This window comes from Galbitalea soli (genome assembly GCF_010686725.1).
Taxonomy (GTDB): domain Bacteria; phylum Actinomycetota; class Actinomycetes; order Actinomycetales; family Microbacteriaceae; genus Galbitalea; species Galbitalea soli.
The window spans coordinates 40,709-54,394 of sequence record NZ_JAAGWZ010000004.1 but is presented as its reverse complement, the minus strand read 5'-3'; the positions used below and the strand labels follow the sequence as shown (position 1 = coordinate 54,394).

The following is a 13,686-nucleotide window of genomic DNA, read 5'->3' as shown; positions in this document are numbered from 1 at the left end:
GGCTCAGCCGGTGGACGCCCCGCCCGTGGATGCTCAGCCGGACGGCGCTCAGCCGGTGACGCCGTGGAAGCGTCGGGCCAGCGCGTCGGCGCTGTTCGTGCCGGCGAGGAACCGCCGCATGACGCCGGCGATCCAGGCGGCCTCGGTCTCGCTCAGTTGTCCCGCTGTCGCGGCATCGATCTCGTCTTCGATGGCGCGCAGCTGCGGGACGAGTGCACGCCCCGCCTCGGAGAGGGCGACATCGACCGCGCGGCGGTCGCTCGGTGAGGTCTCGCGCGTCACCTGCCCACGGCCGACGAGCGCATCCACGACCCTGCTCGGGCTGCCCGTCTCGCAGACGATGTAGCGGCCGAGCTCGACGAGATTGAGCGGACCGAAGTCGGCGAGCACGAGGAGGATCTCTGCCTGGCTGGGCGTGAGTCCCAGCGGTTCGAGTCGACGCGCGAGCGCCCGGTTGCCCTCGCGCTGCGCGGCGAGCACGAGGTAGCGCAGCTCGTTGGGCTGGAGTGGGAGGGCAGAGAATGAAGGAGCAGAGTGCGAAGGAGCAGAGTGCGAAGGAGCAGAGTGCGGTTCGGCGGCAGTCGCCTCCGCGGCGTCGGAGCCCCGCTCGGCGATGGTCGCGTCACCCATGAGCAGGTCTCCCGGTCAGTCTGGTTGGTGCCGCGGTGGCGTCCGGCGATTTACATGATACGTCATCGATACCGCTCATGCACGGCGCCAGTCAGAATCGGGTCGCGATTTTGAGCTTCTCGGTCACCCCCAGTTCGCGGTGCTGCGAGAGGATGCGCTGTGCCACCGTCTCCCGGCTGCGGGCGATCTGACGGTGAGCTCGATCGACCGCCTCTTCGCTGCTCATGCGCTGCGGCAGGTGGAAGATGTCGATGATCTCCTGCACGCGTTCGACGGCGGTGCCCCGCACGGTGACGAGCGGCAGGTCGAGCTGATGCACGACTCGGCGCAGTTTCTCATCGGCGATGTGGCGGTACCGTTCGGACACGGGCCGGTGGCCGTCGGGGTTCATGGGGAACTCGACGGGGAGGTGCACGAAGGCGCGATACGCCGCCCGCGCGTGCAGTGTGGCAACTGTTCCGTAGGCAGCGAGGTAGCGCCGCAGGAACGGGAGCGCGGGAAGGCCGATCACCGCCTTCGTCAGCCGCTGCCACAGTGGCGCCCCCGGGTTGATGCCGGTGCGCAGCCGCGTCGTGCCGTACACCCACTCGTGCAGCACCGATCCGTCGGAGATGAAGTCGACGCCGCTGAGTGCCTGCTCGTTCGTGACGCGCTCCTCGAAGCGTCGGAGCCCGAGCGCGATGAGTTCGGTCAGGTCCATGTGCGCGAACTGCCGCCCGGGGTAGAGCTCGGTCAGTATCTCCCGCGCCGACTGGCCGTCGGCACGGGGCAGGCCCGTCGCGATGGCGAGCGCGGTGGAGGTCGTGGTCTTGCCGCTGGAGTAGGTGCCCGAGATCACGAGCCCTCGAGGGGACCCGGTGGTGCCGTGCTGCTCAGTAGTCGTCATCGTTCTCTCCTCGATCGGGGAGCGCGTGTGCGACGTCGCCGTCGCAGCTGTACCCCATGGTTCTGCCGGTGAGCGCGAGCGAGCGCCAGTTGGCGCCGCCCAGGGTGAGCAGGCGCGATCGGAGCACCGACACTTCGACCCCGTTCCACATGCCGTGGGGCTGCTCGGGCGAGACAGTGGTGAGATGAACGCGCCGCATCCAGAAGGTGGAGCTCTCGTCCCGAGACATTCCGTCGACCTGGTAGGCGAGCACCTGGGCGAGCTGCGCGAAGATCACGAGCGTGTCGATCATGGAGACGGAGCCGGAGTAGGCGGCACCGAGCCCGGAGAACGGGTCGTGCGGCTCTGTCGCGATGACCCGCGCGAGAGCATCCGCACTGTACCCGCCGCCGTCGACGGTGACCGAGCGGATGCTGTGCTCCCGGTGCTCCGAGTGGTGCAGCCAGAAATCTCGCTCGGCACGTCGGTCGTTCGCCGTGGGCCGCTCGCGATGGCCGGACGAGGGCGCGTCGGTGAGTTCGGACTGGGGCGGGGACGGCGAGGGGACGACGGCGATCGTTGCGCGCATGTTGCCGATGTCGAAGGCGAGCACGATATCGGTGGGGCAGTGGCGACTGGGACTCGCCTCCATTCGCTGCACCTGCACCGGAATGTCGTCGAGGGATTCGACGGGGGTCGACCCCGCCCGCACCTCGAAACTGCGGATCCACGCTCGCCGCACCATCTCTTCGCTGTGGTCGCACTCGCGCCGGAGGTAGTCCCCCGCGATGCGCCCGGCGATGGCGAGTGCGTCGATCGTGCTGACGTGGGGAACCAGGCTCGCGTGGCGCTTCACCGACCAGCGCTCGGGGTAGGCGAGTCTCGCCCTCAGCTCTGGGGATCCCGCCGGCCCGGTGGCCTCGACGACGCGGCGCACCGCGCGGTGCCCCTCGCCGAAGTAGCGGCACTTCTTGTCGCCCAGAGCGTGATCGACATCGTGGAAGTGCTGCATCGCTGTGGCGCTCGCTGTCATCGTCACGGCTGGGTCTGCCTCTCGGGGGTCGTCAGTGCACGAGGTCGAGTTGACGCGGTGCCACGCTGGGCCGCTGGCGTGCGCGGGCGTTCGCTCGCTGGGCACTCGCCCCGAGGGTGCGCGGCCCGAGGAGCAGGAGCGTCGCGGGCAGGATGACCGCGCGAATGACGAGCGCGTCGATCGCCACCGCCACCGCGAGGCCGATGCCGATCTCGCGCACGATGCTGATCTCGGCGGTGGCGAAGGAGGCGAACACCGCGATCATGATGATGGCCGCGCTGTTCACCATCGTGCGGGTCGCGTGAACCCCCTGCCCGACCGCCGCGCGGTAGTCGAGCCCTGATCGGAATCCCTCGGTGATCCTCGCCATGATGATCACCATGTAGTCCATGCTGAGCCCGAAGAGCACGGCGAAGAGCAGCACGGGAGTGACCGAGTTGATGGGGGCGCTGCCTGTGCGATCGAGCAGGAAGGTGAGGATGCCGAGCGACGCGGCGACCACGAGGCCGTTGAACGCCAGCGCGAGCACGGGGAGCAGCACCGAGCGGAAGGCGAAGAGCAGCATTCCGAAGGTGAGAGCGAAGACGAGGAGCGCGATGAGCGGCATCGAGTCGACGAGGGTCGAGTCGAAGTCGACCCCCTGGGCCGTCGCACCGGCGACCGCGAGCGACGCGCTGATCCCCGTTGAGCCGTTCGCCGTGGCACCGAATCGGTCGCGAAGCGCTGTCACGAGCCGGTGAGCGCTCACCGAGTCCGGCCCCTCGGACGGGTCGATGAGGATTCTCGTGACCGTCCGGCCGTTGTGCGTCGACCACAGGCGGTGGACCGCGGCCGCGAGCGGAGACGACGACTCGGGAGCATCCGCCGCGGCGATGATGGCGGCATTCGGCGCGCCGAGCGTCGCGACCGAGGTGAGATCGCCGGCACCCCGCTGGTCAGCGGCGAACTCACTCACGGTCGCGACGTCGCGCAACAGGGCCTCACCGCCCTGGCGCGGGCTCGCCGTCATAACCACCTGCACGGGGAACAGCGCGCGATCCCCCAGTTTCGCGGCGAGCACGTCCAGCCCCTTCCGGGCAGGATCGGTCGAAGGCAGCACCGTCGCGCTGGCGACCGGCGACTGCAGAGAGATACCCGAGATGGGGAGCGCCACGATCACGAGCGCGACCACCCCGACGACGGTGACGAGTCCTGGGTGCCGGAACAAACCCGATGATGCTCCGGCACCCAGGTGGGTGGACGTCGAAGCCGACGCAAGACGACGACGCCCACGGATGGATCCCCAGTCGATTCGGCGACCGAGGACGGTGAGGACGGCGGGAAGCACCGTGAGCGTCACGAGAAGTGCCGCCGTGGTGACCACGATCCCGCCGAGCGCGATGCTGGTGAAGGCCATCACGCGCGGAATGAAGAGCGCCGCCAGTGCGACGGCGACGGCGATGCCGCTGAAGAAGACGGAGCGCCCGGCGGTCTGCATCGCGGTCTGCACCGCCGCCCGGACCTCGGCGCCCATCGCGAGTTCTTCGCGGAAGCGCTTGATGATGAAGAGGGAGTAGTCGATCGCGACCGCGAGACCGATCATCGAGACGATGTTGGAGTAGAGGATCGACAGGTCGATGCCGCGCCCGAGCAGTGCTCCCGCGGCACTCCCCAGGGCGAGGGCCGAGCCCGCGATGAGCAGGGGGACGATCATCGCGGTGACCGATCCGAAGACGAGCAGCAGGACGATGATGAGGACGGGGAAGACGATCATCTCGGCCCGCGTGGCATCGGCCTTCGAGTGCACATTGAGCTGGTAGTCGAGCGCGGGCTGGCCCGTCACATAGACCGCCGAGTGGGAGCCGGAGGCCGATTGCCCGCGCAGCGCCGACTCCAAGCGTCGCTGAAGATCCGGGACCGAGTTCTGCACGGTCGTGTCATCCGCATCGAACCCGCCGACGACGAGCGTGGTGCAACCCGAGGAGGAGCGCCAGTCGGGGTGGGTGCTCGCGTCCTGCGTCGTGGTGGCGCCCGCCCGACGCAGCTCCGTGATGACGGTCTGGACCATGCCGTCGGTCACGGGCTTCGTCGAGTCGAGCGCCACCACGAGCTGGCCGGGGGCTTCGTCGAACGCGTCCCGGAGAGTGGCCTGCGTGACAAGCGCTTCCGCACGCGGGTTCGTGAACCCGCCGGCCTTCAGGCTGCCATCGAGGCCGGAGGCGATCACGGCCGCACCGGCCACGATCGCGATCCAGACACCGATGACCACCCAGGGCCGGCGTGTCACGAGAGCGGACAGACGCTTCACAGGCTGATCTCCTTTGGGGGGATGGGACGGTCGTTCAACGGTCGGGGTGGGTGGCCCCAACGATCTGTCGAACACGATTTGCGTGATACACCATTTATTGCTTGTACACGTATGTTGTAGCACGCAACTTACTGACGACGCCATCCTTTTTCGGGAAAGCGTGCGTTTTGGGGCGCGAGGAAGGGGGCGCGGCTGGGCCGGCACCTGGGCGCGCTCCCCGAGCGCACCGGGTCGCCGGACGGGAGCGCCGGCGTGGTACGAACGCGTTCCGGGTCGCCGGACGCGCGCGCGGGCGTACTACGCGAGCGTGCCGGCCTGCTCCGCGAACAGGCGGGAGTACTCGCCACCCCGTGCGAGCAACTCGGCGTGACTGCCGGATTCGACGATGCGACCCGCGACGACGACGAAGATCACGTCGGCGCCGATGACGGTGGAGAGGCGGTGGGCGATGGCGATCGTCGTGCGGCCGCGGGAGGCCTCGTCGAGCGCCGACTGCACGATGCGCTCCGAGATCGTGTCGAGCGCACTGGTCGCCTCATCGAGGATGAGCACCGCCGGATCCTTCAGCAGCACGCGCGCGATGGCCACGCGCTGCTTCTCGCCTCCGCTGAGGCGGTATCCGCGCTCGCCCACGACCGTGCCGTAGCCGTCGGGGAACGACATGATCGTGTCATGGATGTTGGCCGCCCGCGCCGCGACCTCGAGCTCGGCATCCGTCGCCCCCGGCTTCGCGTAGCGCAGGTTCTCGGCGATGGTCGCGTGGAAGAGATAGGTCTCCTGCGACACGATGCCGATGTTGTCGATGAGACTCTCCTGGCGAAGCTCACGGATATCGGTGCCCGCGAATCGCACCGCGCCACCCGTGACCTCGTGGAAGCGCGGGAGTAGGTAGGAGATGGTCGTCTTGCCGGCGCCGGAGGGTCCCACGAACGCGGCGTACTGCCCGGGGTCGATGGTGAACGAGACCGACTGGAGGGTCGCCGGGGAGTCGGCCCCCGCATCCGGATACCGGAACGTGACGTCGTCGAACTCGACCTCGCCGAGGCGCGTGGGATCGACATCGTGGGCACCCGGGCGGTCGGCGATCGCGGGGTGCAGGTCGAGGTACTCGAAGATGCGGGCGAAGAGGGCCTGCGAGGTCTGCAGGTCGAGGGCGACCCGGAGGAGCCCGAGCAGCGGGAAGGTCAACCGCGACTGCACGGTGGTGAAGGCGACGATCGTCCCCGCGGTCACGGCGACGTCGTGGGTGATGAGCCAGGCGGCCACGAGGTAGATGACGGCGGGGATGACCGACAGGAAGATCCCGACCATGGCGAAGAACCACTGGCCGCTCATCTGCTGCCTCACCTGCAGCGCGATCTGCGTGCGGTTCTCGGCCTGATAGCGGGCGATCTCGGTGGGCTGCTGATTGAAGCTCTTCGCGAGCAGGATTCCGCTCACACTGAGCGTCTCCTGCGTGATCGCGGTCATGTCGCTCAGCGACTCCTGCGTCTTGGTCGCGATCCGCGCCCGCACCTGCCCGACCCTGCGCTGCGCGAGCACGAGCACCGGCAGCAGGATCACCGCCACGATCGTCATCTGCCAGCTGAGCACGATCATCGACACGAGCGCCGCGAGCACGGTGACCGTGTTGCCGATCACGCTCGAGATCGTGTTGCTGAGCACGTCGGCGACCCCGCCCACGTCGTTCTGCAACCGGGACTGGATGATGCCGGTCTTGGTCTTCGTGAAGAAGGCGAGCTCCATCGACTGCAGGTGGCTGAAGAGCCGGATGCGCAGCCGGCCCATCACGTTGTTGCCGACGGTCGCGGTGAGGTAGGTCTGCCAGACGCCGAGGCCGGCCGAGGTGACCCAGAGGCCGATCATCCCGCCGACCAGGGCGAGGAGCACAGGCACATTGGGCGTTCGGGAGGGCGGGAAGAGGCCCACGTCGAAGGCCTCGCGGGTGAGCAGGGGCGGCAGCACGCTGAGACCCGCGCTGATGAGCACGAGGATGATCGTGAGCGTGAGCTTCGCCCGGTAGGGCCGGAACAGCTCGCCGATGCGGCCGAGCAGGTGCTCCACTCTCGGCGCGGTCGCGTTCTGGGCGCGCTGCGACGACACGTCGGCGCTGCCCAGTCGACCTCCGCGACCGTGGCCGCCCCGCATACTCACCCGTTCACCCTAAGCGTTTCCGCCTGGGTGCACGCGCTACGGGCTGTCGGGCCAGTAGGAGTCGATCTCCTTGAGCACCTTCGGAACGGGTGCCCCCTTGGCCCACTCCATCATCCCGGTCAGGAAGGCTCCCGAGCCGATGATCGCGGGCATCTGGTCGGAGGCGTCGTAGCGGAACACCGTGGACGGCTTCTGCAGCAGCTGGATCGCGAACTTCGCGAGCAGGTCGTTGGTGTTGGCCGGGTTGAGTCCGAGGTTCGCCGAGATGACTCCCCCGAGCCGGGCGCGGCTGTTGGCCCACTCCGGGCTCGCGAGGTAGGCCTGCACCTCCTTGGTCTGCGCGTCGTTGGAGAAGGCGGCGAGAACCGACCCCGAGCCGATGATCGGCGTCGCATCCCCCGTCACCGACGGCATCATGAAGGCCCAGATGCCCTTCGTGGGAGCGATGGTGGGGTTGCCGACGTTCGGCAGTTGAAGCACGCTCTCGAAGGAGCTCGGCTGGTGGGTGAGCAGGCACTTGCCGGCGACGAGCGCTTTCGCGATCTGCACCTGTGACGTCGTCGCGATCGAGCCCGCGCCGCCGAACTCGGAGTTCGTGTAGGTGGGGCTCATCACGATCTGCCCCGCGTCGGACATCGCCTGAGCGACGTGCTCGTCGGTGAAGGGGATGCGGTGCGTGGCCCAGGCGTCGTAGACCTTGGGCCCGCTCTCGCGGATCAGCACGTCCTCGATCCAGTCGGTGCCGGCGGCGCCGCTCGTCGACGCGGAGTCGAATCCCTCGCACCAGGGCGAGCGGCCGGCCTTCTCGTACAGCGTCTGGGTGAGCGCCTTGAGCTGCGGCCAGGTCGTCGGCGGAGAGGTGATGCCGTACTTGGCGAACATCTTGGGCGAGTACCAGATGTAGCCGTGGATGGTGGCGAGGAACGGCGAGCCGTAGAGCGTGGAGCCGAGCGAGGCGACGCGCGCCCACTCCTTGGTGTAGTGCTGCGCGACGGCCGCCTTCACACTCGCGGGCGCGGGCTTCAGATAGCCGAGGCGGGCGAGGTCGCGCATGAGGCCGGGCTGATCGAAGATGGCGAGGTCGGGCGCCTGCTGCTTCTGGGCCTCACCGCCGATGTCGCCCTGGAAGGTGGCGCTGCCCTGGTACTTGATCGTGATGTTGTGGGCCGTGGCCCACGGTTCCCACGACTTCTGCAGCAGGATCGCGTCGGCCCCCGTCGTGGAGCCGTAGATCGTGACGACCCCGTCGGCGACGCCGACGTGCTCGGCCGCGACCGGACTGGTCGACGAGCACCCCGTCGCGAGGAGCGCCGTTGTGGCCAGCACCCCGATTGTGATCAGGACGCGGCGCAGCGGCAATGACTTCATGTTCTCCCCCCGGAGCACGGACGCACGTGTTCCCCGAGACTATCGGCGGCAGGGACGGCGGTCGCAGTCCCCCTTCGGGGTGTGCAGAAACACGATAGGCGCGAGCCCGGCCGAAGTGAACCGAAAACATCAATGACTCATTAACGACGCGCCCCACGGACCATAAAAAAGATCGCGCGAGGCCTCATGCGAGGCCCCGCGCGACCAACGGTTTGCGGTGCACATCACGTCCGGGGGTGAACTGCGCGCCGGACGCACGGCGGGGGAGCTAGGCGAAGGGTAAGACCGTCTAGTTCGAGTGCGGGGGCGGGCGGCTGCAGTGCCAGGACATCATTCGGCCGGTCGGGATTGCTGTGGCTGAACGTCCCCATTATGGCGGACACGATTGCACTCGCACAAGTATCTTGTGAGCGGGATTCACTTGGTGTACGGGCGGTTCGCGGCGCCGTGTGCGTCGGGTCGGCGACGCCGTGTGCGTCGGGTCGGTGGCACCGTGCGCGTCGGGTAGGCGGCACCGTGCGCGTCGGGTAGGCGGCACCGTGCGCGTCGGGTCGCCGGCGCCGTGCGCGCGGTTCGCGCGGCCCCAGGTTGCACGAAGGGCGCCGCCCCGTGAGGGGGCGACGCCCAGAGCAGTGCTGCCCCGTGGGGCCTCGACTACTTGAGGGTGACGGTGGCGCCAGCCTCTTCGAGCTGAGCCTTCGCCTTCTCGGCGTTCTCCTTGTTTGCACCCTCGATCACAACGCCGGGGGCGCCGTCAACAAGAGCCTTCGCCTCACCCAGGCCGAGGCTGGTGAGTGCGCGCACCTCCTTGATGACCTGGATCTTCTTCTCGCCGGCCGACTCGAGGACGACGTCGAACGAGTCCTTCTCCTCGACCTCTTCGACGGGAGCAGCAGCTCCGGCGCCGGCGGCGGCAACGGCAACGGGGGCCGCAGCGGTGACCTCGAAGGTCTCCTCGAATGCCTTGACGAACTCGGAGAGCTCGATGAGGGTGAGCTCCTTGAACGCGTCGAGCAGCTGGTCAGTGGTCAGCTTCGCCATGATGTTCTCCTTAGTGTTTCTGTGATTCAGTCTGGGAATCGCGCGTGCGCGCGGCCCCCGTGGTTGTGCTCAGCGGCCTGATCAGGACGCGGATTCCTGCTTCTCACGCAGCGCGTCGACCGTGCGAACGGCCTTCGACAGCGGAGCGTTGAAGAGATATGCGGCGCCGAACAGCGATGCCTTGAATGCGCCGGCCAGCTTGGCCAGCAGCACCTCACGGCTCTCGAGATCGGCGAGCTTGTTGACCTCTGCAGCGGTCAGGGAGTTACCGTCGAAGTAACCGCCCTTCACCACGAGCAGCGGGTTCGCCTTGGCGAAGTCACGCAGCACCTTCGCGACGGCGACGGTGTCGCCGTGCACGAATGCGAGAGCGGAGGGACCAGCGAGCTCCGCGTCGAATGACGCGATGCCGGCCTGGTTGGCCGCAATCTTCGTGAGCGTGTTCTTCACAACGGCGTACGTTGCGTCCTCGGCGATCGACTTCCTCAGCTGCTTGAGCTGAGCGACCGTGAGTCCGCGGTACTCGGTGAGCAGTACGGCATTCGAGGTACGGAACTTGTCCGTAAGCTCGGCAACCGATGCTTCCTTGTTCGCCATGGTGCTCCTAGTTGGTTTCGTATTCTTCGGCCTCAGGCGCTTCCCGCGACCCGGCGGATTCCCGCGTGGGCAACAAAAAAGCTCCGGCGCGTAAGCGGCGGAGCTGAGCGGGACGAGCGAACTCGAACTGAACTTCTACACACACCTGCGCGGGATGCTGCCGCTCCCTGGCGGGAGTGGCAAACCTTCGTTCATCGATGTGCTTCGCTCGGAGCTCAGCAGGCACGACGAAAACCAGCGGTCTTTGGCCTCGATAAGAGTACGGGAAGCGCGGGGCGAGCGCAAACGCGGGCGCGGGTGTCGACGCGTGGTCGACGGCCGGGGCGCGCGACAGACGGTGGGGCGCGGGACCGGGGTCGGGCGCGCGGCCCGGACCCCGGTCATCCGCCCGGTCAGTCGGCGTCGCGCCAGGAGTGCTGGGGCTCGAAGCCGAGCAGTCGCCGCGCCTTCTCGATCGAGAGCAGGGTCTGTCGCCCCTCGAGCGAACCCGTGATCGTCACCCCGGGGAACTCGGCGGCTGCGAGCTCGGCCGAGGGCCGCGACATGACGGTGTCGGCGTTCGCGATGACGAAGGTCTCGAACCCGGGCTTCGCGTTCTCGAGCGCACGGAGCACCGCGAGCGCTCCGTCGCGGGTGTCGATGTAGCCCCAGAGATTCCAGCGGCGGAGCTTCGGGTCGGTGTCCCACTCGGGCTGGTGCACGTAGTCGCTCGCGTCGAGCACGTTGGAGAACCGCAGACCGGTGATGCTGAGCTCGGGGTCCCAGCGCACGAGCTTGGTGGCGAGCTCCTCCTCGAGGTGCTTGGTGAGCGAATACATCGACTCGGGTCGCGACGGGTACTCCTCGTCGACCGGGAGGTAGGGCGGGTCGATGTCGAAGGGGATACCCAGCAGCGTCTCGCTCGACGCGTACACGATGCGCGTGATGCCGGCCCGGCGCGCGGCCTGGAACACGTTGAAGGTCGCGTTCATGTTGTTGTGGAAGGTGGCCGAATCGGGCTCGATGCCCCCCGCCGGGATGGCCGCGAGGTGCACGACGGCGTCGAGGCGGTCGTAGCGATCGTTCACCGAGTGGAAGGCGTCGACGACCTGACCGTAGTCGGTGAGGTCGATGCGCGTGAAGCCGGGGCCGCGGGTGCCGACGATGTCGAGCGCGTGCACGTCGTGGCCCGCCTCGGTGAGACCCCTGACGACGGCCGAGCCGAGCTTGCCACTGGATCCGGTCACTGCGATGTGCACGATGTTCCCTCCCGCGGGCCAGACCATCCGGGCCGTCGCGAGTCTCCATTTTCCCACACTGAGGGTGAGCGCTAACGCGCGTCGGGCCGCGGCGCGGGAACGCGCGGCGAGCCGGGCGCGGCGAGCCCGGGCGCGGCGAGCCGGGCCAGGGCCGCCGCACGCGCGGCGCGGGGGTCAGTCCGCGGCGAGGACGCCGGGCAGCTCCACCCGGAACACCGTTCGACCCGGCGCGCTCTCGAGCGTGACCTCGCCCTCGTGAGCGTCGACCACCGCCTTCACGATCGCGAGCCCGAGTCCGGTGCTCCCCGTCACGCGGGCGCGGGACGAGTCACCGCGGGCGAACCGCTCGAACAGCTCGCCCTGGAACTCCGCGGGGATACCCGGGCCGTCGTCCTCCACGGTGATGACGGCCGACTCCCCCACCGTCGCGAGCCCGATCCTCACGTGCGTCCCCGCGGGGGTGTGCACGCGGGCGTTGGCGAGGAGATTGGCGATGATCTGATGGATGCGCTGCGAATCCGCGAGCACCCGCACCGGCTCCTCGGGCGCATCCAGTTCCCAGTCGTGGTCGTCGCCGGCCACGTGCGCATCGCTGACGCAGTCGACCAGCAGGGTCGTGAGGTCGACGGGCGCGAGTTGGATGTCGCGGCCCGCGTCGAGCCGGGCAAGCAGCAGAAGGTCTTCGACGAGGGAGGTCATCCGCACCGCCTCGGACTCGACCCGCCCCAGCGAGTGGGTGACGTCGGCGGGGAGCTCGTAGTCGCCGCGGCGGGTCAGCTCGGCGTAGCCGCGGATCGACGCGAGCGGCGTGCGCAACTCGTGGCTCGCGTCGGCGACGAACTGGCGCACCTTGCTCTCGCTGTTCTGCCGGGCCCGCAGCGCCTCATCGACGTGACCGAGCATGCTGTTGAGCGCCGCGCCCACCTGACCCACCTCGGTGCGGGTGTCGGTGTCGGCCTCGGGCACGCGCACGGAGAGATCAACTTCGCCGCGGTCGAGCTCCATCGCGGCCACCTCGGTCGCGGTCGCCGCCACGCGCCGCAGCGGCCTGAGTGCGTAGGAGACGATGCCCCAGGTCGCGAAGGCGACGATGAGGATGCCCGCGAGAGAGATACCCGCGACCGCGGCGCCGAATCGCGCCACCGTGCCCTGCGCGGCGGCAAGCGGAAGGCCGAAGTACTCGTAGTCGACGTTGGAGTAGACCCCCGACACATCGACCCGGATGAACAGGAACTGCCCGACGCCGTCGACGCTCACCGTCGTGGGGCTCGTCGACGTGACGTGCGCGACGATCGCGGCGGACTGCGCGGAGGTGAGCAGCTTCAGCGTGCCGCCGAACTCGGGACGGATGGCCCCGGCCGAGACCGCGCCCTGGGAGAAGGCGATGATCGACCCCGACTGGAGTCCCGGTGCGTTGAAGAGGTTGGCCGGGCCGGAGTCGCCGCCACCGCCGTCGGACGGCCGCTGGGCGATGTTCGTGATGCGGTTCAGCTGCCCGGAGAGCTGCGACTCGAGGTTGCCGTAGAGCGAGAGCACGCTCGCGCCGCCCACGACGATGCTGAGCAGGGTGAAGAGGCCGACGACGCTGACCACCAGCCGACGACGCAGGGTCCACGGCGCTCGGGCCCGCCAGCGCGTCGGCGCCCACGACGCGAGGGCCCGCCAGCGGGTCATCGGGAGGGTTTGAGGATGTAGCCGACTCCCCGAACCGTGTGGATCATCGGCGTGCGGCCCGCGTCGATCTTCTTGCGCAGGTAGGAGATGTAGATCTCGACGACGCTCGACTTGCCGCCGAAGTCGTAGCTCCACACCCGGTCGAGGATCTGCATCTTGCTCACCACGCGACGGGCGTTGCGCATGAGGTAGCGCAGCAGCTCGAACTCCGTCGCGGTCAGCTCGATCAGCTCGCCGTCGCGACGCACCTCGTAGCTCTCCTCGTCGAGTTCGAGGTCACCCACGACGAGGTGCGAGTCGTCGGAGTCGTCGACCGTGAGACCGGAGCGACGGATGAGCCCGCGCAGTCGCGCGACCAGCTCCTCGAGGGAGAAGGGCTTGGTGACGTAGTCGTCGCCACCGACCGTGAGGCCGGCGACGCGGTCATCGACCGAGTCCTTGGCGGTGAGGAACAGGATGGGCGTCTGATTGCCGTCGGTGCGCAGGCGCTGGAGCACCTGGAGCCCGTCGATGTCGGGGAGCATGACGTCGAGGACGATGACGTCGGGGCGGAACTCGCGGACCACGCTGAGGGCTTTCTGCCCGTCGGACGCGAGCCGGACATCCCACCCCTCGTAGCGCAGCGCCATGGAGAGCAGATCGGTCAGGCTGTCTTCGTCGTCGACGACGACGGCGCGGATGGGCGAGCCGTCCGGGCGGCGGAGGCGCGGCTGGGAGACGCTGGGATTCGCGTGGCGCGACTCGACGGGAAATGAAGTCATACTCCCAGTATTGGGAGATATCTATGAAGCGTCTGTGA

At 68.5% G+C, this 13,686-nt stretch carries 11 protein-coding genes; all 11 read right to left on the bottom strand.

Features of this window, described 5'->3' with window-relative positions:
- Positions 1-48: 48 nt before the first annotated feature.
- A complete protein-coding gene (locus tag G3T37_RS12220; protein WP_163474181.1) occupies positions 49-630 on the bottom strand; it encodes a MarR family winged helix-turn-helix transcriptional regulator in 582 nt (193 codons plus the stop codon).
- A 91-nt stretch (positions 631-721) separates the two neighbouring features.
- Positions 722-1,516: an AAA family ATPase gene (locus tag G3T37_RS12215; RefSeq protein ID WP_163474180.1), complete on the bottom strand. Its 795-nt coding sequence runs from the start codon at positions 1,514-1,516 to the stop codon at positions 722-724.
- The gene (locus G3T37_RS12210; RefSeq protein ID WP_241732442.1) at positions 1,503-2,528 is read right to left on the bottom strand and encodes an AvrD family protein; all 1,026 of its coding nucleotides are present in this window, start codon (positions 2,526-2,528) and stop codon (positions 1,503-1,505) included. The genes G3T37_RS12215 and G3T37_RS12210 overlap by 14 nt, the downstream gene beginning before the upstream one ends.
- 31 nt (positions 2,529-2,559) lie before the next feature.
- Entirely contained in the window at positions 2,560-4,815 is a 2,256-nt protein-coding gene (locus G3T37_RS12205; protein WP_163474178.1) for an MMPL family transporter, read from the bottom strand.
- 297 nt (positions 4,816-5,112) lie between these two features.
- Positions 5,113-6,963 (bottom strand): ABC transporter ATP-binding protein, encoded by a 1,851-nt coding sequence (locus G3T37_RS12200; RefSeq protein WP_163474441.1) that lies wholly within the window; start codon positions 6,961-6,963, stop codon positions 5,113-5,115.
- A 42-nt stretch (positions 6,964-7,005) separates the two neighbouring features.
- Positions 7,006-8,337 (bottom strand): ABC transporter substrate-binding protein, encoded by a 1,332-nt coding sequence (locus G3T37_RS12195; protein ID WP_163474177.1) that lies wholly within the window; start codon positions 8,335-8,337, stop codon positions 7,006-7,008.
- A gap of 654 nt (positions 8,338-8,991) precedes the next feature.
- A complete protein-coding gene (gene rplL, locus G3T37_RS12190; RefSeq protein WP_163474176.1) occupies positions 8,992-9,378 on the bottom strand; it encodes a 50S ribosomal protein L7/L12 in 387 nt (128 codons plus the stop codon).
- A gap of 81 nt (positions 9,379-9,459) precedes the next feature.
- Positions 9,460-9,975: a 50S ribosomal protein L10 gene (rplJ, locus tag G3T37_RS12185; RefSeq protein WP_163474175.1), complete on the bottom strand. Its 516-nt coding sequence runs from the start codon at positions 9,973-9,975 to the stop codon at positions 9,460-9,462.
- A 392-nt stretch (positions 9,976-10,367) separates the two neighbouring features.
- A complete protein-coding gene (locus tag G3T37_RS12180; RefSeq protein ID WP_163474174.1) occupies positions 10,368-11,213 on the bottom strand; it encodes an NAD-dependent epimerase/dehydratase family protein in 846 nt (281 codons plus the stop codon).
- Positions 11,214-11,387: 174 nt separating this feature from the next.
- On the bottom strand, positions 11,388-12,887 hold the full coding sequence (locus tag G3T37_RS12175; RefSeq protein ID WP_163474173.1) for a sensor histidine kinase: 1,500 nt from the start codon (positions 12,885-12,887) through the stop codon (positions 11,388-11,390).
- The gene (locus G3T37_RS12170; RefSeq protein WP_163474172.1) at positions 12,884-13,648 is read right to left on the bottom strand and encodes a response regulator transcription factor; all 765 of its coding nucleotides are present in this window, start codon (positions 13,646-13,648) and stop codon (positions 12,884-12,886) included. The genes G3T37_RS12175 and G3T37_RS12170 overlap by 4 nt, the downstream gene beginning before the upstream one ends.
- Positions 13,649-13,686: the final 38 nt, after the last annotated feature.

What these genes read in the sequence shown, in the direction of transcription:
- G3T37_RS12170 (WP_163474172.1), bottom strand. Translation starts at nt 13,648, where the DNA reads ATGACTTCATTTCCCGTCGAGTCGCGCCACGCGAATCCCAGCGTCTCC.
- G3T37_RS12200 (WP_163474441.1), bottom strand. Translation starts at nt 6,963, where the DNA reads ATGCGGGGCGGCCACGGTCGCGGAGGTCGACTGGGCAGCGCCGACGTG.
- G3T37_RS12210 (WP_241732442.1), bottom strand. Translation starts at nt 2,528, where the DNA reads ATGACAGCGAGCGCCACAGCGATGCAGCACTTCCACGATGTCGATCAC.
- G3T37_RS12220 (WP_163474181.1), bottom strand. Translation starts at nt 630, where the DNA reads ATGGGTGACGCGACCATCGCCGAGCGGGGCTCCGACGCCGCGGAGGCG.
- G3T37_RS12215 (WP_163474180.1), bottom strand. Translation starts at nt 1,516, where the DNA reads ATGACGACTACTGAGCAGCACGGCACCACCGGGTCCCCTCGAGGGCTC.
- rplJ (WP_163474175.1), bottom strand. Translation starts at nt 9,975, where the DNA reads ATGGCGAACAAGGAAGCATCGGTTGCCGAGCTTACGGACAAGTTCCGT.
- rplL (WP_163474176.1), bottom strand. Translation starts at nt 9,378, where the DNA reads ATGGCGAAGCTGACCACTGACCAGCTGCTCGACGCGTTCAAGGAGCTC.
- G3T37_RS12195 (WP_163474177.1), bottom strand. Translation starts at nt 8,337, where the DNA reads ATGAAGTCATTGCCGCTGCGCCGCGTCCTGATCACAATCGGGGTGCTG.
- G3T37_RS12175 (WP_163474173.1), bottom strand. Translation starts at nt 12,887, where the DNA reads ATGACCCGCTGGCGGGCCCTCGCGTCGTGGGCGCCGACGCGCTGGCGG.